Consider the following 23,218-nt stretch of genomic DNA (forward strand, 5'->3'; position numbering starts at 1 on the left):
GTTATTGCTCCTTAATTCTTGCTTTGCATGCCAACCTTTTTCAGGTCAACACCCGTATCGGAGTAAGAAGCACCGCTATAGCTGATCGAAAGCCCGGTGGTGCTGGTGCTATTGCCGGTGGTCGACACGCTGCTACCGGTGTTAGACACGCTGCTGCCGGTGGTCGACATGCTACTGCCGGTAGTGCCGATGCTGCTGCCTGTGGTCGAGATGCTGCTGCCCGTGGTCGAGATGCTGCTGCCGGTAGTCGACACGCTGCTGCCTGTGGTCGAGACACTGCTGCCGGTAGTGCCGACACTGGAGCCGGTAAAGCTGGTGGAAGAACCGACGACGGATGTGCTGACCCCTGTCATGCTGCTGCTGGTGTCGACAAAGCTGTTGCTTTCGCCGGTGTAGCTGGTACTGGTCCCGACCATGCTGTTACTGATGCTGGTGAAGGACTTACTTTCCCCGGTTATTGAGGTGGACTTCGCGGTGCAACTGACGCCATCCCCGAGGAAAGAAGTGCTCTGCCCGGTAAACGACGTATTAACCCCCGTAAAGGAGGTCCCCACACCGGTGAACGAGGTGCTCACGCCGGCAAAAGCGGTGTTCACACCAACCACACTGATATTCACCCCCTTCATACCAGCATCGAAGCCCATCACCGAAGAGTTGAAGCCAATCACCGTAAATTGAAAGTCCTTATAAGTGAGGTGGTTACCGATCTGTTCAGTCACAGTACGAGCGACCTGCTTGTACTCGTCCCCCCCCACGCTCGTCGCTCGGTTTCGCTCCACCGTGGTTTGCAGATCGCGCTCGGCATGCATCATGAAACGCTCGCTTCCACGGTTGTCATCGAAGGTTAGTTGGCTCGCGTGTTGCGGTTTGCCCTTACGCAACGATCGGGACACCATGCCTGAGTAGTTGACGTATTCCGGCAATTTGTAAGGGGGCGGGTTATCACCGTTATAGACAATGCCAGTCACCATCGGACGATCCAGGTCACCATCAACGTAGGTAACCAGTACCTCCTGCCCGACACGCGGCATCGCCAATACTCCCCAGCCTTTACCAGCCCAGGCTTGCACCACCCGAATCCAACAGGAGCTATCCTCCTCGGTGGTTTTATTGCGATCCCAATGAAAGTGCACCCGGATACGGGCGTATTTGTCGGTGTGAACATCAGAGTCCGGAGCCCCGACCACGGTCGCACTCTGAATCCCGGGCATTTGTGGTCGTGGGGTTTTACGGGCTGGACGGAAGGCAATGTCATCGTTCAATGCGCTGAACTGGCAAGTTACATTGCGCCCTTTGCTACTGCTGTCGGGACCGTCCTGGATGAACGTGTAATCGCAACGAATCAGTTTGAATCGGCGGTTACGTTTAGGGTCCGGGTGCAGCGTGAGGCTGAAGCTTTTACCGGGCAGCAGCCCCACGGCGTTGCTTTCAGCAAGCAGCAGGTGGGCCTCGCTCTGCATCTCTTCCAGGCGTAACCGCGCAAGGTATTCGCCCCGCTCGGTATCGGCATAACCGGCCGCATAGTCGTACCACTCCAGCGGCGTATTCTGCAGGCCCAGGCTGCTTTCCTCGACTTTGGTCTGCAAGTTGTTACGCGGGTTGAGGTAATCGAAGTCTCGCAGGACAACTTCGTTCGGACGCACTTGCCGCGATCGGCGAATGCTCTGAACGCCCTCGCGGATCGCACGGTTTTCCTCGCTATCAGGCATGAACGGTAAGACCGCGTCATCGCCTGCCAGGTCATCAAAGTCTTGGCGGTCCGTGATCACCAACGTGTGCTTGTCGTCCTCATGATCGAAGTAATACCAAATACCTTCGTTTTCCAGCAGGCGATTGATAAACGCGAAATCGGTTTCGGAAAACTGCACACAATATTCCAGGGTGGGATAACTCCCCTGAATATCAAGACGATAATTGGCCACGCCATAACGCGCGAAGATCTGCTCGATAATGTCGAGCGTTGTGAGGTCCTGAAAAATACGGCAGTTACGGTTTTGCATCAAAAACCATAACCAAGTGCTCAGCTCTAACTTATAGACAAACTTATCTTGGTGCTGTCCAACATCAGTAGCGCCGACTACATAGGCATGGAATGGGCGTGAACCAAAACCAGGGCGTTCAATCTGGATACTCACCCCTTCGCCCAATAACGCCTCATAATCCACTCCAGCCTGCTCGCACTCAAACTCCAGTGTATAGAACGAATTATTCGACAGCCCCTCGCGAGTAGAGAAACTCAACGCAAAAGCATCCCAGCCAGATAACACAGCGTTATCAATTTCAATCAAAGGCATATCCACCTCGCTTGACCAATGTCCATGCCTGACTGACGCCCGCACGGAGAACAATGGAATAAGTCACTGATCGTCAGTCGAACGACACCGTTAAGTTGTCGTCTTCGACCATGAGTTGTATTTTTTTCAGTTCGCGATCGTCGCGTTTGCGTTGCAGTACTTCATTGCTGATGGGCGGAAGAATGGCGTGGTGGAGTAACGACTCCACCGCTCTCCCGCGTGAAGGGTGGCTGCTGACGCGCTGGGCAATCCAACCGGTGATATCGCCTTGCAACTCCAGCGTAACGCCCACTTCTTTAGTCAACCGTTGTTGCAAACGGGACAGTTGTTTCGCGGCAATATGTGCGATGGCTTCAATCGAGAGTGGCACGTAAGGAATGGTATTTATCCGCGCCAGTAACGGTGCCGGGAATACCTGCACTAAGGCATCGTGCAGGACAGGCCGTAATGCTTCGGCCTTAAGCTCTGGCTGCTCTGACAATCGGGCTTCTATTTCAGCGGCGCCAACATTGCAGGTCATCAAAATAAAGCACTGACGGAAACTGATCATTCGACCTTCACCGTCTTCCATCACGCCCTTATCAAAGACTTGATAAAACGCTTCATGAATATCCGGGTGCGCCTTATCAAACTCGTCAAGCAATACAATAGAGTACGGTTTGCGTCTGACCGCCTCTGTCAGTTTGCCGCCCTTGCCATAACCGACATATCCCGGAGGAGCCCCTTTTAATGTTGAAACCGTATGCGCTTCCTGGAATTCACTCATGTTGAATACGATCAGGTTATGCGCTCCGCCGTACATCGACTCGGCGAGTGCCAACGCCGTTTCGGTTTTCCCGACGCCGCTGGGGCCTGAGAGCATAAACACGCCTAACGGACGATCCTGATGCTGGATACCGGCCCGAGTAATCCTGACGGCCTGGGCAATTTCGTTGATCGCCATGGTCTGGCCGAAAATCTGCTTCTCCAGCAGTTGATTAAGGTTAAGCGCGTTGTCGAGGTCGTTCTGAAACATGTGTACCGTCGGAATACCGGTCCAGTCTGACAGCACCTGCGCTACGACACGGTCATCGACCCAAGGATGAACCAGCGGTAATGTGCCTTCTTGCAGCCTGTCCAATTGATCCGTTAGCCCTGGTAACCGCTCGGGTTGCGTCTGTTCGGCTTCGCGCAGTTGGGTAACGAGCTGGTGTTCTTGTGTCTGCTTTTCGCGCAGCACGACCAGCGTCTGCTCTACCTCCAAGATGGCGTGCTTTAACTCCTCAACACGACTGAGCACGCTTGGATCAAATTTCACCTCTTCCTGCAGGCTGTCCATTTCGGCGCGCATCACGGTCAGCCTGGCGTGCAGCAACTCCACCTTTCCAGCTTGCGCATGCTGACTCAGTGCAACCCGCGCGCAGGCGGTATCCAGCAAACTGATGGCCTTGTCCGGCAACTGGCGGGAAGGCAAATGACGTAGTGATAGACGTACGACTGCCTTTAACGCCGACTCACGAATGATGACGTCGTGATGCTTGGCAAAATAAGGAGAAATCGCTCGCATCATATCGACGGCGTTTTCTTCGTCGGGCTCCGAGACAAGGACATGCTGGAAACGACGCGTAAGGGCGGCATCCGGTTCGATGAACTGCTTGTATTCAGACCAAGTCGTTGCGGCGACCATACGAAGCGAACCACGTGCCAGCATCGGCTTCAGCAAGTTGACCGCATCGCCGGTACCTGCTTGGCCGCCGGCCCCGACCAGGGTGTGGGCTTCGTCACAGAACAGAATCACCGGAGACTGGGATCGGCCAATGGCATCAATCAACGCCTTCAGGCGTGATTCAAACTCGCCTCGCATGCTTGCACCAGCTTGCATACGCCCCAAGTCCAGCGAAAGCAGGCGCGCGCCCCGGAGCAACGGAGGAACCTGCCCAGAGGCAATTTTGCACGCCAACGCCTCAACCACCGCCGTCTTCCCGACCCCGGCCTCCCCCACCAGAATCGGATTGTTTTGACGGCGACGCAGCAAGATATCAATCACTTGGCGCAATTCGAACTCACGACCAATAACCGGATCGATCTCTCCATCCATGGCCTGTTGGGTCAGATCAGCGCACCACTTATGCAGAACGTCAGCGCCTTGAGGATCACTGGCAACATTTTTATCTGTCTCGACCGGGCGTTCTTCAACCTCGTCATGTTCGATAGAGTTCGCCAACAAGGACAGGTACTCGTCGAATACCTGCGGAATCGGGATCTTCTTGAATTCATCACACAGACGGTATAACCCGCGTTGCAAGGTCGGGTCCTGAAGAATGCCGATCAATATATGGACAGTGCGCACCCCCTCGTTTTGCACTTCGCTGAGTTGGTTCATCAGCAGCCCTCTTTCCACCGCTGTTTCCAGCTGCGCAGAAAGATCCACCACCGCATTCGTCCGATTGGGCATCGTATGAAGGATACGATCCAGTGCATCACTGATGCGTCGTGGATCAATCTGGTAATGGCTGAGGATCATCGGTAAATCACCGCGCTCCTTATCCACTACCACCTTGAGCCAATGCTCGAGTTCCACATACTCATGCCGAAACGTGCGACACAGTTTCGTCGCCTCAGCAAAAGTCTGGTAGGCAAAGTGCCCTAGTCGCGAAAAAAGACGCTCACGTTGATACACCTTATATCTTCCTTGATATTAAGTTGCTGACTGATAGACCTGCTGTTTGTAGGTCCCTGTTTTCGGCTTAAGCCATCCATCTTTGCTCAAGCGTTTATTACCCAGTTGCATCGCCATTTCCGGTTCAGTGTGAATCAGCAGACTGATGTCCAGAACCAACTGATGGCACATAAAGTCATGGCATATATTGACCAACGCCTGAAGGCGGACGCTGCCACGCTGGTACTGTTGATACTGTGAAGAGGGCAATGGACCAATATCGATATGCGCGCCATATTGCGCATCGAAAAAACGGCTACCTACTCGGGTTTTACCCAGCGCTCCCAGTTTCTGGTTACCGGTCTGTTTGCCGTCATTGACCCATTGGGCATGACGAGGCGTGATCTGAACCGGCACGAGAAAATAAGCTGCCAATATCTTCTGGAGCTGGCGCAACGAACGCCTTCCAGGCAGATAGGCGCCGCCATAAGCCGCTCGCAAACGCTGGACATGAGGATTTGTCCCGACACCCGGAGTCACGCCTACGGCCTGCCACAAGCGGCACAGAAACGGGTTCTTCTGATCGTCATGATCGTGCCCCGCCATGGTGTTCAACTGCGACCAAGCACGGTAATGCAACACGGCAAAACGCTGGCTCATGATGCTCACGAACTGCTGAAATGCTTTATTGCGCTTGGCAATATCCTCGCTACGGGCATGCTCGGTAACGTGGATCGGTAACGGACCATAGGGAGCAAACATGCCGAAATGGCGCGCCTTGATGATGACCTTTGGAGGCTTTTGCTCCACATCGACCACTTCACGCGAAGCAAAGGCCAGGTCGGCAGGCTGAGTAATATTCAACCGCTCGTGACTGCGATCGTTGGACACCCCCAAGCGCGGTGCATCGGGCTGCGCGCGCTCGATCCGGCGCAGCAATTCGAAAAAATCCTGTCGATTGGACAACCCCTGGATTTTCAACGCAGGAGACTTGTCAGGACTGTCTTGCTGCTCCAACAACGGTGCTGGCTCACTGTGCTGAATCAGTGACATTTCATGCATGGCGGATAGCCTCCCACTTGGCATGGGGCTCGCCCTCAAGCATCAACGCCATACTCAGTGTCTGATTCAGATCGCAGTAGTTGCTCAGTGCGTGATGCACCACCCGAGCAAACAGATAGGCACCGTGATCAGCATGATGCCGCGGACTCAAGTTGAGGCTAATCTCGGCCCCGCGAATCCAAGCCAGCGGACCACGCCCCTGGTAGCGCTCGAATCTGTGCTCGATCCAAGCGTTCTGAATACTGGAAATACGTTTGCGTTGGCTGGGATCGTCCTGGTTACAAAACAGCAACAGCCAGTCGCGCAACAGCGTCGCGCAGTCCTGCACATCGGGGCGCGCATAACGTAGCGGGTTCAGCGATAACATCTGAATGGCCTGCCAGGCTTGGCCAAGATCCGGCACCCCCACGGGGTTGGTTGGGTAGCGAACAACTTCAATGCTGTGCACCGGCATTGCAGTATCCAGCTGGAAAATCGGCTGCTGCAAATGCGCAGGAATCAGGTGCCGTTCACAGACCAAGGCCTCCACAATCAGCGAACGCACTGCATCAATTTCAAGACCACTTTTACCAGGCGAGATGGCAATAAAGGTGTCTTCGTTCGGCAGAAACACATTGTTGTATTTGGACGGTGATGGCTCCCGGCGTCGGCGCAGCGCATACCCTGCTTGCTCGTATTCACTGTCGAAGTTCACATCAGCCTGCAGCGAAGAAAAAGTGACCGGATTGCCTTCGCGCATAACGCCTTTGACCTGCAGCACACTGTGTATTTCGTACAGCGAGGTGTTCAGTCGGTCGACCACCAAGTGATGCTCAGTCTGCGACCCCGTCACCTGTACCGGCGTGCAGTGACGACGGTAAAGGTTGATCACCGGGGTGGCGAATAGATGAAAGTCCTTGACACTGACATGGCCTATTAACGGTAGCGGACGTTGGTCGAGTACAAATAGAATCTCGAAATCATGAACCCGCTCGCACTGCTTCAGAAAATCGCGCAGGCCATGCACTTCGAGGCTGAAGAAGCGGCTGGGGGCGGCAAAATACTCACGCAGCAAGCGGCTGCCAGGAAGCTCACCCACCGCCTCCGGAAGCAAAGCCTCATCGTCCGTCACGCCCCCCAGACGCAGCTGTGTCGGCTCAAGAACCTTGATCACCGGCTGACCATCCGTTTTCGCCCACAACACAACGCGCAAAGAGTGATTCAGCAACGCCACCAGCAGTTGATTCGCTCGTACGGTTTCCTCAGCCAGCGTGAGGTGCATCGGCTCGAGGTCAATTTCGGAAAGGGACAGCACGCCCTGTGTGGTCAGGTGCAAGCGCACGTGTGCAGAACCATCTTGCAAGTGGCGGGCGACACCTGCCGGTAAATGGGGCGGTGGAAAAATTGCGCACTGCGCCTCAGCGATTTCCACGGGTTGGATCTTGATGTGGCGTGCCGTCGTGAACGTCGCCGGTTTGTTGCTCAGTGAAGGATCGTTCAAAGTCACCTTACTGCCACGCGGCAGCTCAACCTGAGCGTGCCATTGGGGAAACGACAGGTCAGGCTTTATGGCAATCGTGGCAATCGATGGAACCGGGGTGTACCAGAGGGGCGCCAAGCGTGAAAGCATTTGCAATGCAAACTCGGGCTGCTCGCTGTTGAGTTTTTCCTGCACCCGCGTGGATAAAAAAGCGGAGCCTTCCAGCAAGCGCTCAACAAAGGGATCCTGTACGCCATCAATGTGCATACCCAGGTGTTGAGCTACCTGAGGGTGAGCAAGAGCAAATTGACGCCCCGTCTCACGGAAATAGCGCAACTCATCGTTATACAGTTGCAGGAAGCGCTCACTGAACATAATAAAACCCGACCTTTTCAATCAAACACGTGCACAGCGCCACACGAATAATCAAGTGCAATACGCACATTGACTAACGTCTCTCTACCCGGCAAAGAACCGGTACCATAAATATCGAATAAAATAGCCAATACATCATAAGACTGGCGCGTATTAATCACCGGCACCACACGAATCGTTTTCGGATTTAAACGTGGTTCAAATGAAGCAAGAATTCTTTGGATATGCTTTGCCAATTTCAGCGGATCCGTACTGATAGGAATCCGTTTACTTAACGAAGGCAGTCCAAAATTAAGCACAGAGTTTTCACAGTGCACATAGTCCTGCAGGTGCAAATCAGCGCTACGTGATGCGTCATTCAGTAAAAACTCAATATCTCGCACCAATACTTTGCGCCAGCCATCCGATGTCATGTTATGTGTTTTAGTACTGAGTTTGTCGAACAACATAGGCAATGATGTTTTCATATGCGACCCGACTCTCTGGGAAAGAGTGCCCGCCCGCGCTATCGACGAACAGGCACTCTGTAAACAGCGTCAATCTAGTTAGACGCGTGCATTCAGCTTCAGGTCGTAACCGGCCTTGATAACGGCCCCCATGGACCCATCATTATTCTGCTCTTTGTACTCCACTTCGATGCGGCCAAAGTTAAGTTTGATAATGTCGGTTGGTATTACAGTATCTACCCCTTCCCCAAACGCAGCGTCCAAGGGCATGTTGCCAACCGTCTTGTATGATGAAACCAAGCAGTTGCTGAAGATTACTTTGAGAAAGTCTTGTTGACCCTGGCCCGATTTACGGCAGACCAGTTGCGCCGAGCTAACATGCTCGCCTGTCGCGCACATCAGGAAGAGTTTCGGGGATGCTTTATTGCTCACCATACGAAACTCAAAGTCTTTCATCTCAACTTTGCCCGAACCACCACCACTGCCAAAGCCCCAACGCCCGGCATTGTCTTCAGACCACTGCCAAGCCTGCACTTGAATCCAGTTGGGATAGGCCTGATCGGGTGACTCACCATCCACACCATCAATCTTCAAAAAATAGTCTACTAACGCTTTAGAGCTCATTTGTTTTTCCTTAATCCATTAGATAAAAACAACGCACTACAGGTTAATTTAGGCAAGTTTGGACACTCCAACTATAAAAGTCGGAATTAATTTCGGAAAAAAGCCCCTCTTGTCACCGCGACAAACGTTAAACTGGAAAATATCTTACCGGCACACGTCCACCTACAGGCAATATCAAATCAACTGATACTGCCATTAATGACTCGAGGCTCATTATTCCTAATTAAAGTTAGTCTTTAACTTACCTGCTTCCATCTTTTTTAGCCGATGGAAGTTTTGATACCAGCCGCAAGGACACTGTCATTCCTTCTAACTGGTAATGCGGGCGCAAATAGAAATGTGCGCGATAATAACCAGGATCATCTTCTACATCCTCAACACGAACTTCTGCAGCAGCCAGAGGGCGACGAGCCTTAGTGGCTTCTGTGGATACTGAAGGATCACCATCTACGTAGTTCATCAACCAGTCATTCAGCCAAAGTTGCATGTCATCACGGGAGCGGAATGAACCGATTTTGTCACGCACAATACACTTGAGATAATGTGCAAACCGGCACGTGGCAAAAATATAAGGTAATCTTGAGGACAACTTAGCATTGGCCGTGGCGTCCGGGTCTTCATACTTCGCTGGTAAGTGCATGGTGCACGAACCGATAAAAGCGGCAAAGTCAGAATGTTTACGATAAACCAGTGGCAAGAAACCAGCGTCGGATAACTCTTGCTCACGTCGATCAGAGATAGCCACTTCCGTTGGACACGTCAGTTCATATCCCCCCTCATCGGAGGGAAATGCGTAGGCAGGCAACTCTTCCACAGAACCACCCGACTCAATACCACGGATTTTTGAACACCAGCCATACTCGTGGAACGCACGGTTAATGTTCACCCCCATAGCGTAGGCCGAGTTCGCCCAAGAGAAATCGTCATCAACACCTGGCCTGACCAACTCTTCAAAAGCGAATTCTTCTACCGGATTGGTTTTGGCACCATACGGCAGGCGCGACAGGAAACGCGGCATGGTCAAAACCAGGTAACGCGAGTCATTGCTTTCGCGCAGACGACGCCACGACGCGTATTCTGGCGTGGTGAAAATCTTGCCGATATCACGTGGGTTGCCCAACTCATTCCACTTGCTCATTTGCAGCAGGGACGGAGAGGCGGCGGAAATAAATGGACAGTGTGCAGCAGCAGAAATCTTCGCCAGTTCCGTCAGAAGAGCCACGCTCATTGGACTGTGATCAAACTCGAAGTCGCCAATGATGCAACCAAACGGTTCGCCACCGAACTGGCCATATTCCTGTTCATAGATCTGTTTGAATATCGGGCTTTGGTCCCAGGCTGAACCGCGATAACGCCGTAGGTGACGGGTCAACTCATCCTGGCTGACGTTCAGCACCCGGATTTTTAGCGTCTCGCTTACATTGGTGTTGTCTACCAGGTAGCTCAAGCCTTGCCAGGCAGACTCCAGCTTCTGATATTCCTTATGGTGCAGAATCTGATTCATTTGATCAGAGAGTTGCTCGTCGATCTGGGCGATCAGAGACTCAATGGTAAATATCACATCATGACTGACCTTCACCTTACCGCTGTTCGCGTAGTCCGCGAGCGTCCCAATAGCTCGCCGAACAGCTTCGGATGCTTCATTGGTTCTTAGACGAAAAGAACGCTTGAGCAAACCATCCAGTTCATTTTCAACTCCGGCAGGTTCCACTTCGCTAACGGCGGAGTCCTGTTGCTTAATCGCAGCACTTCGTTGCCTCACAGCCATTACTCACCTCCTTTTTGACGGGAGTCCTGAGCATCTTGCTCAGCGGCGGCCACTGTTTTTCTGGGATCATTAACTAGCCGATGTAGGAAGTCCGGTTTTTCAAGCAACTCTCTCACCGTATCTTCAGCACTTGCTTTACCGTCCATATAGGTAATCAACTCAGTCAAGTGCTCACGCGCCTCAAGCAAGCGCTGCATTTGAGGGATACGCTTGGCTATTGAACCGGGAGAAAAGTCCTCCATTGATTCAAACTCCAGTTCCACGTCCAGTAATTCATCGCCTTTGCTTAATGTATTCTCCACATAAAACTGCAGGCGAGGCTTAATGGCCCTCATGCGGTCGTTGAAATTATCCTGATCAAACGTCAGAAACTTACGTTCCTCAATCGGCATCAGAGGCACTTTCCTGTGCCCTGAAAGATCAGACATAACCCCCGTTACAAAAGGGAGTTCTACCTTCTTTTGTGAGCCGTAGAGTTCCACATCATATTCAATCTGAACACGCGGAGCGTTATTTTTTCCAATAAACTTCTGAGAGCTAGAATCCTTAGCCATCGGGAAATCCTCCATGAAAAATTACTTGCCAGATAACTGAAGCAATGTCACCTGTGATTCGGGCAAGAGCTCTTCAACAATTGTTTTGAAGTCCATACCGATCATTTTCTGAGAGCGCCTGATAAGAATAGGTGCTGGATGACTTGGCTCATACTGTTGAAAATAATCCAACACTTGATCCAAGAGGGATATAACGTCTTGTCTGGAGCGAATAAGCTTATTCGCCGGAGATATATTGGTTCTCACGTCCGGTAGAGCCTGCTCCTCTTCTTCCTCAATAACAGACGCGCCTTGCTGCTCTAGAGCGCCGAGGAAATGGGACAAACTTTGGAGGTAATCTCTTACATGAGAACAATTCAGACGGTAGTCTTTGGCCTGCACATTCGCATAATTTTCAATACGCTCCAGTGCCTTTATGCCTAAAGCCAGCTGCTCTCGCAGCGATGGAATTCCTTGGTCGGCAAAAAATGCATCGGCTTGACTGATGATCTTTACCGCTTCAGAAAAATGCAGATCTCTTCTTTCCTGGTCGGAGAAGCGCAGAGTAAGAAGTTCATCGACAGTTAACCGATTATCCCTAAAAACCCGACTGTTTTTTATTTCATGCAGGCATTGTGGAGTGGCAAGCCAACCCAATGCTGCCGCGTGAATACTGTCAGGCTGATCAGTATCGGCTTGTGGGAATATAGTACTTTTACCCGCAGAGTATTCAGTGTCGATGTTGAGCGCACCGATGATAAGGGCAGAAAACCCTTCAAGGCGCAACTTGGCCCTCATCAGCCAGAGCACCACTCGCAAATCAAAACACTTAGCGAGAAGCAGCTCTGAATGTTCGCTAATCAAACTCCAGTTTATGGCAGGTATTTCTTCCAGACCACTGAGAGGATCAGTCTGACTATCGAACTGTGATAGTAAAAACTCAACCTCACTATAGTGCGAATCAAACTCAACACCTCTGTCTACACCCGACAGTCTGTCGTCATCCATTACTTACCATCCTGACCATCCTGGTCAATAAGTCCTATAACGTCGGAAAAGAAACTACCCCAGCCTAAAATCGAAAGTCAACATAGAACACATCAACAAATGACGACCTGCACTTACCCAAACGAATAATTCATACCTAATCTAATTAGCGGACAGATCGCCATAACATCACCATAACATCGTCATAGCATCATCATATATTGACCGATAGCGCCATATAATACACCCGTCCCGACAACTTCCCGACTGAACGGCTAGCAAAGAACACCCAGCAGATCACACTAAGCTATTGAAATAAATCCACACTTTCCATCATAAATAAAAATTAACATAGGACATACCCAAGAATGACGACCGTGCAATAAACCCAATAAAAAACACATGTCGACTCTAATTAGCTAGAACATCAATATAACATCACCATAACATCAAAATATTTTTGAGTTATGGCCACCATACAACGGCGCCCCCCCGAAAACTTTCACCATTGAAAGCTAGCAAAGAACACCCGACAGCCCACACTACGCAATAGAAATTAATCTACGCCATTCATCATGAATTAAAAATTAACATAGGACATATCAACAAATTACGCCCCTACACTTAACCCAATGAAAAACACATGCTGGATCTAATTAGCGAGGACATCAATATAACATCATCACAACATCACAATATTTTTGGGTCATGAACGCCATGCAACGCCCCCGCCCCGACAACTTTCTCCAAGGCTACCGCCCTCTTAATGTCGGACTCCCTCAATCAGTAAGCCTGATCAAGGAATTGGGCGAGCGGTATCCACGAGCCGAGCCAGGCCGCGTATTGGGCGTAAATCGCAGCAGTGTCTATGAGGCCTGCACGCGGCGTCGCCGAGTAGATTGTCGGCGGATTGCTCTGCGTCAGTTGGCGCTGAGCTTCATCTGCAAAGCCGTGGTTCTGTGGGGACGAGAACATTAGCGGCAGCGCTGAGGATACAGGGCGTGTAGGTAGTCCTTTTTCTGGCTGGGCGCTTAATGAAAGAGGCGCGCTGGTTCAGTACACAATCCCGCAAGCATCGGTACCGCAGAGCTGATGGAGAAAGCGCCATCGCAAGCAACGTACTGAATCAGCAGTTCACGGTGAGCAAGCCCAATCAAGTGTGGTGCGCGGACGTAACCTACATCTGGGCGGGAATCGCTGGATCTACCTGACAGCTGTTAGGGATTTGTATGCACGCTGTATTGTAGGTTGGGCGCTGTCCAATCGACCAAATTCGCAACTTACAATTCAGACCTTGTGCGTGGCCGTTGAGTCCCGAAGCTGCCCGCAGCAACTGATGTTTCACTCAGTTCTCACGCCGCTCCCAACTCAGCCTTGGGCTTTGGCTTCCTAAACACCAACACATTCCCCACCATCACCAGCACCAGCCCGAACAGCGCCGCAGCCGTCCACTGATAGCCCTCGGCAAACACCGAAATATTCAGCGCCACCACCGGGAACAATACAGTGCAATATGCCGCCCGCTCCGGCCCCATGCGCCCGACCAGCGTCAGGTAGGCGGTAAAGCCGATTACCGAGCCAGGGATCGCGAGGAATAGCAGGCTGCCGACATAGCGGGTGTTCCACTCAAAGCCAAACGGCGTGCCGGTTACCACACAAAGCGCCACCAGCATCAGCGCGCCGTAGAGCATGCTCCAGGCGTTGGTGGTCAGCGGTTTAAAGCCGGCCTTCTGTTGCAGGCTGGAGAGCATATTGCCCGCCGAGAAACACAAGGTCCCCAGCATCGCCAAGCCGATACCCAGCAGGCTTTCGCGGCTGGCTTCGTGCCCGGCCAGTTCCGGCCAGAACAGAAAGCCCAGCCCGAGCAAACCGAAGCCGCCGCCGATCAGCACATTGGCAGAGATTTTTTGTTTGAAGAACAGCCACGAATTCAGCGAATTCCACAGCGTGGCCATGGAGAAGATCACCGCGATCAGTCCGCTGGGGATCCAGCGGCTGGCGTTGTAGAAGCAGATAAAGTTGAGACAAAACAGCGCCAGCCCTTGCCACAGGCAGAGTATTTGCCCTCGTCGGTCGAGGCGTTGCAGGCGGCCGGTAAGCAGCAGGAAGGCAAACAACACCAGCGCCGCCAAGCCAAAGCGGTAGGCGATGGAAGCGGTAATCGCCACCTCGCCCAGCTGCATTTTCAAGGCAATCCAGGTGGTGCCCCAGATCAGTACGGTTAACAGGTAGAGCGAAATGTTCATCAACAGACTCCTTGCAGATGCGAGTAGTCTGCCGCACATCCCACTCAAACCGATTGCATATCCTTGCGCTTTTTAAAGCTGAAGCCTTACGAGCTCACGCATCACACCGCCGGAGTCTGTTTTGACCCGAGGCAAGGCGCGAAATGCGCGGTTTGGTCGCTCCAAATAAGCATTGAGCAACGCAGTATCGGGTTAAAACAGGCCCAGCTACGGATCAGATAGCGGTTTGATTCACTCGACGTGAAATCTCCTCAGCCGACTCCTTGCGCTCGGAGTAACGATCCACCAACTCCGGCTTATCGCGCAGCAACAGGGTGAAGCGCACCAGCTCTTCCATCACATCCACCACGCGGTCGTAATAGGCAGACGGCTTCATCCGCCCCGCTTCATCAAACTCCTGAAACGCTTTGGCCACGGAGGATTGATTGGGGATGGTGAACATACGCATCCAGCGCCCCAAGACACGCATCTGATTGACCGCGTTGAACGACTGCGAGCCGCCGCACACCTGCATCAGGGCCAGCGTCTTGCCTTGGCTCGGACGGATCGCGCCCATGGTCAGGGGAATCCAGTCGATCTGGGACTTGAACACGCCGGTCATTGCGCCGTGGCGTTCGGGCGAGCACCACACCATGCCTTCTGCCCACAGCACCTTCTCCCGCAGTTCCTGCACTTTGGGGTGATCCTCCGGCGCATCATCTGGCAACGGTAAACCGCTGGGGTTGAAGATGTAGGTTTCTGCGCCAAAAGCTTGCAGCAGACGCGCCGCTTCTTCTGTGAGCAAGCGGCTGTAAGAGCGCTCGCGGGTGGAGCCGTACAGCAGCAGGATGCGCGGCTTTTCACCAGTGATTACCGGGGTTTTCAGCAGCTCGGGATCAATATTGGGCAGGTCGGCAGACATATGAACTCCAGAATCAAAGGCTGGCGATACGGCTCAGCTCAGCTTGCACAGCGTCGCGGCTCAAGGTGTCGGGCTGGGCGTCAAAGAACGCCTGCACGCGGCGGCGGATGATGGCCACGCACTGATCAAACGCAGCTTCGATCTGCTCAGGCGTGCCCTCCACATCGGAAGGATCGGACAAACCCCAATGTGCCTTTTGCGCCGCACCGAAATAAACCGGGCAGGCTTCTCCTGCGGCCTTGTCGCAAACGGTGATAACGATGGCCGGGTTCAGCGCTTCGTGCGCATCCGTGCCTTTGCTGCTGAGGCCCGTCACCGGCACACCGGCGCGCTGCAAGGCTTCAATCGCCAGCGGGTGCACGTCGCCCTTAGGGAAACTGCCAGCACTGTGGCCACGCAAGCCCGCAGGTGCAAGTTGGTTGAAGATGGCCTCAGAGAGGATGCTGCGGCAGCTGTTGGCGGTGCACAGAAAGAGTACGTCCATGATGTTCTCGTCAGTTCAAATTAAGTCAGTCACAGGAAATCGGGCGCTCCGGCCTGTTCCTCATGCTGTTCAGCTTCTCGCGGTTCTGTGCCAGCCATGGCTGATTGGCCTGCAAAGTGGTCGCCAACACCTGCTCCGCCCACTCAGGCAATTCCGGATGCAGGCGGTAATAAACCCACTGGCCGCTACGCCGGTCCTGCAGCAGGCCACAGCTGCGCAGTTGCGCCAGATGGCGGGAGATTTTCGGCTGGCTGTCGTCCAATGCAGCCATCAGCTCACAGACGCATAACTCACCTTCTGCGGCGATCAACAGCGCCATGCGCACGCGGGTTTCATCTGCCAGGCACTTGAACAAGGTCAGCGGATCAATGGCTTCCGTTTGCATTTCCACACCTGTCGATAAATTCGATTTGCCGAATATACAGATTTCCATATATCTTGAAAACCATATATTCAACTCACCGGTATTTGATCATGTCTGAACCAACCGCTTCCTCTTCATCAGCGCCGTTAGGGCGCTTTGAGCGTTACCTGTCAGTTTGGGTATTACTGTGCATGGTCGTCGGTACCCTGCTCGGCCTCTACGCGCCTAGCGCTGCACAGACTATTGGCAGCCTTGAAGTGGCTCAGGTGAATCTGCCGGTCGGCGTGCTGATCTGGGTGATGATCATCCCCATGCTGATGAAAATTGACTTCCGCGGGCTCAACGAGATCTACCAGCAACGCGCTGGCATGGCCGTCACCCTGACCGTGAACTGGCTGATCAAACCCTTCACCATGGCGTTTCTGGCCTGGCTGTTTTTGCGTCATGTGTTTGCCGACTGGCTGCCTGCTGATCAGATCGACAGCTATGTGGCGGGCCTGATTCTGCTGGGCGCAGCGCCCTGCACGGCCATGGTGTTTGTGTGGAGCAACCTGTGCAGCGGCAACGCTAACTTCACCCTGAGCCAGGTGGCGATTAATGACCTGGTAATGGTGTTTGCCTTTGCCCCCATCGTCGCCCTGCTGCTGGGCGTTTCAGCGATTCCTGTGCCCTGGGCCACGCTGCTGTTGTCAGTGGTGATGTACATCATCATCCCGCTGATCATTGCCCAGTGGCTACGCGCCCGGTTGCTGCGCCGTGGTGAGGAGGCGTTCAACAACGCCCTCAAACGCCTAGCTCCAGCCTCTATCATTGCTCTGCTGGCTACACTGCTTCTGCTGTTCTCTTTCCAGGGCCGGAACATCGTTGAACAGCCGCTGATCATCGCCCTGCTGTCCGTGCCGATTCTGCTGCAAACGCTGTTTATCGCCGCGCTGGGCTACTGGATGTGCCGCACGCTGAAAGTACGTCACGATATCGCAGGCCCAGCGGCGATGATCGGTGCCTCCAACTTCTTTGAACTGGCCGTGGCGGTAGCAATCGTTCTGTACGGTTTCAACTCAGGCGCGGCGCTGGCCACAGTGGTCGGCGTGCTGATCGAAGTACCGGTGATGCTCTGGCTGGTGCAACAAATCAACCGCAGCAAGGTCTGGTACGAAAGCAGATAAGACATTCATGCTCAGCATGGAGGCAGCATGGACTCACCCGATAAACTGCATGTCTTCCAACACCTGAACAACTCGCCCAATGCCTCACTGCAACGCAGCGCAGCATTGGGTGACGGGCTGAGCAGCGTGATCTGGCACAGCCGAGAAGAGCACAGCCTGTGCCTGACGCCAGACCATTACACGCTAGCCAGCTATCTACCCGACGCCATTCACGAAAACGCTGTAACAGGACACGGCACTGCGCCTAAAGGCTTGTGCATCCGCTCTGCCGGGCATCAATCCGCCTGGCAGATCAGCCCCGCTGAACCGCTGGCCCACCTCTATATCAGCCGCGAAACGTTTGCCCTGACAGCTCTGCACGTGCTGGACAAAGAACCCCGCGAACTGGACTGGGGCGAGAGGCACTACCTGAATCAGCCCCTTCAAAAACAACGCTTTCGCCAACTGTTCCAGCTGAACTGGCAAGAACCTGCTGAACGCCTGCTGGGCAACAGCCTTGCTCACGATCTGATCCAGCACGCCCTGCTCAGCCGCGCGCAGCAGCGCACGGACCTGCATCTGAAAGGCGGCCTGGCTCCCGCTCACCGCCAGCGCATCATCGACTACATTCACAGCAACCTGTCTCAGGCCATGACCTTAGACGAACTGGCGCGGCTCTGCGGCCTATCCACCTACCACTTCGCCCGCATGTTCCAACTCAGCTTCGGCATTGCGCCCCATCGTTATGTGTTGGCCTGTCGGTTGCAGCACGCCCGCGATCTGCTCAGACACAGCAATGTGCCGATGCTGGAGATTGCTTACGCCTGCGGCTTCAGCAGCCCAAGCCACTTCAACAACCGTTTCCGGCAACATCTGGGCGCGACACCCGGACAATATCGCAGCCTGTTCCGCAGCAACTGACATTGCGCCAATTGCACAAACTTGCGCTTTTGTTCTGCAAGGGGCTGGCAGCCGCTCAAGCCAGGCGTAGGATGATCAGCGGAAGGAGGAGCCATGTCCCAGCTTGAGCATCTACAGGTATTTCAGAGCCTCAACAACTCGCCCCATGCCAGCCTGCAACGCAGTGCCGAGCTGGGTGACGGGCTGGCTGCAGCCATCTGGAAGAACCGTCACGATGCACGGGACTATCACGCTCCGACTCACCACACCTTGTCCTGCTACCTGAGCGGCGGCACCCGCACCTTTCGCCGGGACGCACCGCACAGTAAGGGCGCACCGGACAAGCTGTGCATCCTCCCGGCCGGACATCAGTCTGCCTGGGTGATAAATGGCGAAGTTCAGCTGACGCACCTGTATATCAGTCAGGAGCAATTTGCCCTGGCCGCCATGCGCCTGCTGGATCGCGAACCCCGCGAGCTGCACATGCGTGAAGGCACCTATGTGGATGACCCGCAGCAGGCGCAGCGCTTTCGTCAGTTATGCCAGCTCGACTGGAATGAGCCTGGCGAACGTCTGCTCACCAGCAGCCTGGCTCATGAGCTGATCCAACACACTGTCCTTTCACAAGTGGAACGACGTCAGAGTGTGCAGCTTAAAGGTGGTCTTGCCCCCAACCTCAGGTGCCACGTGGTGGACTACATTCAGGTCAATCTGGCCAGCCCGATCACCCTGGGCGAGCTGGCACAGCTCTGTTCGCTGTCCGAATACCACTTCGCCCGCATGTTTCAGAAAAGTTTCGGCCTGCCACCGCACCGCTATGTGCTGGCTCAACGTCTGCACCACGCCCGCAACCTGCTGCAACAAACCGATGAACCTCTGAGCGCCATCGCGCAGGCCTGCGGCTTTGCCAGCCCGAGCCACTTCAACAACCGCTTTCGTCAGGTCCATGGTGCAACGCCAGGGCAATATCGCAGTGCATTTCGCACCTGAACTGAGCGTGTCCTTTCATCCGCGAGCAAATGGCCTGTATTGAACTGCCCCTTCCTTATCTATAAACCAGCTCGGTTTACTGCCAAGTGGTATTAGCACCATCTGCTATTGCACATGAGTCTGTGTAAAAATCACCGGCTGTCTTGAGGAAAGGCTTTTTGATTTTGCGTTCACTTATTTGTCGGATCAGTTTCAATTGATGGCGTTCGATATCCTGCACCTGCGCGAGGAAGACTGGCGCGCGGAATTTGATGAAGGGGATTTTGCCCGGGGCCAGCAATACGCAACCCAGGGCCGCAGCCGCTTGCTCAGCATTAAGGAGAGCACCTTGCAGGCCAACTGCTGGGGCTCGGCGGTCAACGCCTATCAGCAACGCATCGTCCTGCAACAAACCGAACAGGGTTGGAACGTCAACGGCAAGTGCAGTTGCCCGGTGCGCGCCAACTGCAAACACGTCGCCAGTGCCCTGCTGACCCTGCAAGCCTTACAGGAGCGCGGTGAGGACCTGTCTTCACTGATCGTCAACGAAAGCAAAATCCACGAAGAACGCCTCGACAACCTGCAACCCAAAGCAGTACTCAGCCTCGGTAGCTTGGTCCGTGTGCACTTCGACGCCCGCAAAGGCCGCATGCTGGAACAAACCCAGCACCGCGCCGCGCTGGCCTTTGATTACGACGGTCATCTAGCTACTGGTAAGCAGAGTAAAGAGTTGCTGATACGCCTGACGCCCGAACACCACCTGCGCGTCATTCGCGACCTACACAGCGAAGCTCAGTTACGTAAGCGTCTGGAACAGACCGGCCTGCAAGTCGCCCTGCGCCAGAGCGATGCCCTGCCGGAAAGCGCTGGCGAAGCCTACGAACACCTCAACGAAACGGCATGGCTGCATTTTGTCCGCGAGCAACTGCCGCAACTGCGCCTGGAAGGCTGGCAGGTCAACATGCAGCCGGACTTCCAGTTCAACCTGGCGCAGATTGATGACTGGTACGCGCAGGTCGATGAAGATCCGGAGCAAAGCTGGTTCGACCTGGAGCTGGGCATTGAGGTCGAAGGCGAGCGCATCAGCCTGCTGCCTGTATTGCTGCAAGCCATCCGCCGTACGCCCTGGCTGCTCAACGGCGAAGCGCTGAACAAGCGCAATGACGACGAACTACTGCTGGTCAGCTTGCCCAACCACAAGCGCGTCGCCCTGCCGCTGGCCCGTCTGAAGCCTCTGCTGGCCACGCTGGGTGAACTGTTTGTGCGTGAGCCGGGCGAATCGTCCCAGCGCATCCGCATGTCCAAACTGGATGCCAGCAAACTCAACCATCTGCAAACCGGCCCGAGTTTCTCATGGCAAGGCGGCAGTGAACTCCGCGACTTTGCCTCACGCTTGCAAGCGCTGGAAGGTAAAGAGCAGCAAACACCAAAAGGCCTGCAGGCCGAATTACGTTCCTACCAATTGCAAGGGTTGGCCTGGATGCAGGGGCTGGCCGAGCTGAACGTCGGCGGGTTGCTGGCCGATGACATGGGCCTGGGTAAAACCCTGCAAACCCTCGGGCATATCCTCTGCGAACACCAAGCCGGGCGCTTGCAGCACCCTGCATTGATCGTGATGCCCACCAGCCTGATTCCCAACTGGCAGGATGAAGCTGCACGTTTCACGCCTCAGTTGAAGGTGCTGGCCCTGCACGGTGCCAAACGCCGCAGCCAGTTCAAGCTGATCCCTGAGCATCAGATCATCCTTACTACCTACGCCTTGCTGCCCCGCGATCTGAAAGCGTTGGGTGCCTATCGCTACCGCCTGCTGATTCTTGATGAAGCGCAAAACATCAAAAACCCGCGCAGCAAAGCCGCCAGCGCCGCCAGCCAGTTGCAGGCAGATCAACGCCTGTGCCTGACGGGTACGCCGCTGGAAAACCACTTGGGCGAATTGTGGTCGCTGTTTAACTTCCTCATGCCGGGATGGCTGGGTGATTACAAAAGCTTCAATCAGGACTACCGCGTACCGATCGAGAAAAATGGCAACGAGCAACGTCTGGCGCACCTGACCGGACGCATCAAACCGTTTATTTTGCGGCGCACCAAAGAACAGGTAGCCAGCGAACTGCCGCCGAAAACCGAGATTATCCAATGGGTTGAGCTGACCGCCGCCCAGCGCGACCGCTACGAAACCTTGCGCCTGGCCATGGACCAGAAGGTTCGTGCCGAAGTGGCCCGCCAAGGTTTGGCCCGTAGCCAGATCGTCATCCTCGAAGCCTTGCTGCGCCTGCGGCAGGCCTGCTGCGACCTGCGCCTGCTGGATGAAGTAAGTACGCTGACCAGCGCCGACTCCGGCAAACTCAGCGGCTTGCTCGACATGCTGCAAGAACTGTTCGCTGAGGGCCGCAAAGTGCTGCTGTTCTCCCAGTTCACCCGCATGCTCGCGCTGATCGAAACCGAACTCCAGGCCCGGCAGATTCCCTACGCCAAACTCACTGGCGAGACTCAGGACCGCCGCACTCCGGTTGAGCGCTTCCAGGCAGGCGAATTGCCGATCTTCCTGATCAGCCTGAAAGCCGGCGGTGCAGGCCTTAACCTGACGGCTGCCGACACCGTGATCCACTTCGATCCATGGTGGAACCCGGCTGCCGAAGCCCAGGCCAGCGACCGCGCCTACCGTATCGGCCAGGACAAGCCGGTGTTCGTCTACAAGATGATTGCCCGTGGCAGCGTGGAAGAGAAAATCCAGCAACTGCAACAAGCCAAGGCCAACCTGGCCAAAGGCGTGCTGGCGGGCGGTAGCCAAAGCCAGTTGCAGTTGAGTGAAGAGGATCTGCAGGCGCTGTTTGCGCCGCTGGAGGACTAAGCCTGTCTATCCGGAGCTGTAACTAAAAAGGCGCTTTCGCGCCTTTTTATTCATATTCAGTTCTTATCAATCAAATCGCCGCCGTTCACATCCAGCGGCCGTTTTGACGGGTATTTATACGATGCATAGCGCACCACAAGTACCGACATCGACAGGATCAAAATCCCGCCACAGATATACAGCAGGCCCAGGTCTGGCTTGTTGTGATGGGATACATCACCAATCAGGTAGCGGGTCAGCGCGGTGATTGCGATATAGAGCAGGAAACGAATCGGCAGATGATTGGTTTTGAAGTAGATGCCGATCATCGCGCCCATTTCGAGGTAGATAAACAGCAGCAGAATGTCGTCGATGCTGGCGGACCCCTTGTCCACCATGCCGATGAAAGTAAACAGCGCCGACCAGACCGTGGCCGCTCCTATTACGAACAACCCCAGAAGGTGAAAGCCCTCAACCATCAAGTTACCCAGTGAGTTTGCACTGTGATGCATCACCTCACGGGCGCGTTCTGCCCACTTCATTCTCTGCCCCCGGTTAGATCCAAATACTGCAAGTTCTTACCCATCATCACTGCCTGAGGAGCAGGACGCCCTGATTGTGCAACGGATTGAACGACCTTACTAAGAACTCTTCGCGCATGCGGCAACTCGCCGCGCCTGCGTTATGACTCAAGATTTACGCCTGTGAGAGTCACTTTCGGCAGATAGATAGCCTAAGCATTTCCCATACCGGCCAGTTGCCAGATTCCTTTACTACTATTCAAATGGTTACGCGTGATCTATCCTTCGCGTAGCTGTATGAATAACCAGTATTTCAACCATTAGCATAAAGGCGTAGAGGTGATGAATGGCCGTCGAAGTGGTGTACCGCAGCAGCCGGGATCTGGAGCGTTTGTTTATGGATAAAGCCGAAGCCGATCGCTATGACAAGATGCTCGAGCTGGCCGAACTGCTCACCGAGGTCCTGCAGAAAGCCGTCCCTTCTCTCAGCGAAGAGCAAGGCGAAGAACTGGGCATTTATATGGCCAAAAATCGCGATATTTTCGCCCGGGCCTTTAAGAATCAGCCTGATGCGCTGGGCGAGCTAAGCGCAACTTCCGACGCCGAAGCGTAACTACCGACCTGCCGCGCTCCAACCATTCAAAGCGGAGCGCGTGGTTCTTTGTCTGGCCCAGC

20 protein-coding genes are annotated in these 23,218 nt (G+C 54.2%); 5 read left to right on the top strand and 15 right to left on the bottom strand.

What is annotated here, in order from left to right; translation table 11 throughout:
• Positions 1-11 precede the first annotated feature (11 nt).
• The 14 genes from AO726_RS04050 to AO726_RS04115 form a co-directional block, all read right to left on the bottom strand.
• On the bottom strand, positions 12-2,294 hold the full coding sequence (locus AO726_RS04050; protein ID WP_058066752.1) for a type VI secretion system Vgr family protein: 2,283 nt from the start codon (positions 2,292-2,294) through the stop codon (positions 12-14).
• 73 nt (positions 2,295-2,367) lie between these two features.
• Entirely contained in the window at positions 2,368-4,953 is a 2,586-nt protein-coding gene (gene tssH / locus AO726_RS04055) for a type VI secretion system ATPase TssH (protein WP_058066753.1), read from the bottom strand.
• Positions 4,954-4,971: 18 nt separating this feature from the next.
• Positions 4,972-5,994 (bottom strand): type VI secretion system baseplate subunit TssG, encoded by a 1,023-nt coding sequence (tssG, locus tag AO726_RS04060; protein WP_058066754.1) that lies wholly within the window; start codon positions 5,992-5,994, stop codon positions 4,972-4,974.
• Positions 5,987-7,828, bottom strand: coding sequence for a type VI secretion system baseplate subunit TssF (gene tssF, locus AO726_RS04065; protein WP_058066755.1), 1,842 nt, complete (start codon positions 7,826-7,828; stop codon positions 5,987-5,989). The genes tssG and tssF overlap by 8 nt, the downstream gene beginning before the upstream one ends.
• A gap of 17 nt (positions 7,829-7,845) precedes the next feature.
• Complete coding sequence (locus tag AO726_RS04070; protein WP_058066756.1) at positions 7,846-8,295, bottom strand: type VI secretion system baseplate subunit TssE; 450 nt, start codon at positions 8,293-8,295, stop codon at positions 7,846-7,848.
• 78 nt (positions 8,296-8,373) lie between these two features.
• Positions 8,374-8,898 (bottom strand): Hcp family type VI secretion system effector, encoded by a 525-nt coding sequence (locus AO726_RS04075; RefSeq protein ID WP_058066757.1) that lies wholly within the window; start codon positions 8,896-8,898, stop codon positions 8,374-8,376.
• A 241-nt stretch (positions 8,899-9,139) separates the two neighbouring features.
• A complete protein-coding gene (gene tssC / locus AO726_RS04080) occupies positions 9,140-10,666 on the bottom strand; it encodes a type VI secretion system contractile sheath large subunit (RefSeq protein ID WP_206542495.1) in 1,527 nt (508 codons plus the stop codon).
• Positions 10,666-11,220: a type VI secretion system contractile sheath small subunit gene (gene tssB, locus AO726_RS04085; RefSeq protein WP_058066758.1), complete on the bottom strand. Its 555-nt coding sequence runs from the start codon at positions 11,218-11,220 to the stop codon at positions 10,666-10,668. Before tssB ends, tssC begins: the two co-directional genes overlap by 1 nt.
• Before the next feature lie 21 nt (positions 11,221-11,241).
• On the bottom strand, positions 11,242-12,207 hold the full coding sequence (locus tag AO726_RS04090; RefSeq protein WP_058066759.1) for a type VI secretion system protein TssA: 966 nt from the start codon (positions 12,205-12,207) through the stop codon (positions 11,242-11,244).
• A 762-nt stretch (positions 12,208-12,969) separates the two neighbouring features.
• Complete coding sequence (locus AO726_RS04095) at positions 12,970-13,161, bottom strand: hypothetical protein (protein ID WP_058066760.1); 192 nt, start codon at positions 13,159-13,161, stop codon at positions 12,970-12,972.
• Between the two features lie 377 nt (positions 13,162-13,538).
• On the bottom strand, positions 13,539-14,432 hold the full coding sequence (locus AO726_RS04100; RefSeq protein ID WP_058066761.1) for a DMT family transporter: 894 nt from the start codon (positions 14,430-14,432) through the stop codon (positions 13,539-13,541).
• Positions 14,433-14,646: 214 nt separating this feature from the next.
• Entirely contained in the window at positions 14,647-15,333 is a 687-nt protein-coding gene (gene arsH, locus AO726_RS04105; RefSeq protein ID WP_058066762.1) for an arsenical resistance protein ArsH, read from the bottom strand.
• Positions 15,334-15,346: 13 nt separating this feature from the next.
• The gene (locus AO726_RS04110; protein ID WP_058066763.1) at positions 15,347-15,817 is read right to left on the bottom strand and encodes an arsenate reductase ArsC; all 471 of its coding nucleotides are present in this window, start codon (positions 15,815-15,817) and stop codon (positions 15,347-15,349) included.
• A gap of 25 nt (positions 15,818-15,842) precedes the next feature.
• On the bottom strand, positions 15,843-16,202 hold the full coding sequence (locus AO726_RS04115; RefSeq protein WP_058066764.1) for a metalloregulator ArsR/SmtB family transcription factor: 360 nt from the start codon (positions 16,200-16,202) through the stop codon (positions 15,843-15,845).
• A gap of 89 nt (positions 16,203-16,291) precedes the next feature.
• Here AO726_RS04115 and arsB point away from each other — a divergent pair, with 89 nt between their 5' ends.
• The 4 genes from arsB to AO726_RS04135 all read left to right on the top strand — a co-directional run bounded on the left by arsB (position 16,292) and on the right by AO726_RS04135 (position 22,043).
• Entirely contained in the window at positions 16,292-17,347 is a 1,056-nt protein-coding gene (gene arsB / locus AO726_RS04120; RefSeq protein ID WP_058066765.1) for an ACR3 family arsenite efflux transporter, read from the top strand.
• A gap of 27 nt (positions 17,348-17,374) precedes the next feature.
• A complete protein-coding gene (locus AO726_RS04125; protein WP_058066766.1) occupies positions 17,375-18,247 on the top strand; it encodes a helix-turn-helix domain-containing protein in 873 nt (290 codons plus the stop codon).
• Between the two features lie 93 nt (positions 18,248-18,340).
• Entirely contained in the window at positions 18,341-19,216 is an 876-nt protein-coding gene (locus AO726_RS04130; RefSeq protein ID WP_058066767.1) for a helix-turn-helix domain-containing protein, read from the top strand.
• A gap of 199 nt (positions 19,217-19,415) precedes the next feature.
• Positions 19,416-22,043: a DEAD/DEAH box helicase gene (locus tag AO726_RS04135; RefSeq protein ID WP_058066768.1), complete on the top strand. Its 2,628-nt coding sequence runs from the start codon at positions 19,416-19,418 to the stop codon at positions 22,041-22,043.
• A gap of 56 nt (positions 22,044-22,099) precedes the next feature.
• Here AO726_RS04135 and AO726_RS04140 read toward each other — a convergent pair whose 3' ends face one another.
• A complete protein-coding gene (locus tag AO726_RS04140; RefSeq protein ID WP_058066769.1) occupies positions 22,100-22,564 on the bottom strand; it encodes a phosphate-starvation-inducible protein PsiE in 465 nt (154 codons plus the stop codon).
• Positions 22,565-22,889: 325 nt separating this feature from the next.
• Between AO726_RS04140 and AO726_RS04145 the strand changes: the two genes are divergently transcribed.
• Positions 22,890-23,156 (top strand): YebG family protein, encoded by a 267-nt coding sequence (locus AO726_RS04145; protein ID WP_058066770.1) that lies wholly within the window; start codon positions 22,890-22,892, stop codon positions 23,154-23,156.
• Positions 23,157-23,218: the final 62 nt, after the last annotated feature.

This window comes from Pseudomonas sp. TTU2014-080ASC (genome assembly GCF_001446935.1).
Taxonomy (GTDB): Bacteria; Pseudomonadota; Gammaproteobacteria; order Pseudomonadales; family Pseudomonadaceae; genus Aquipseudomonas.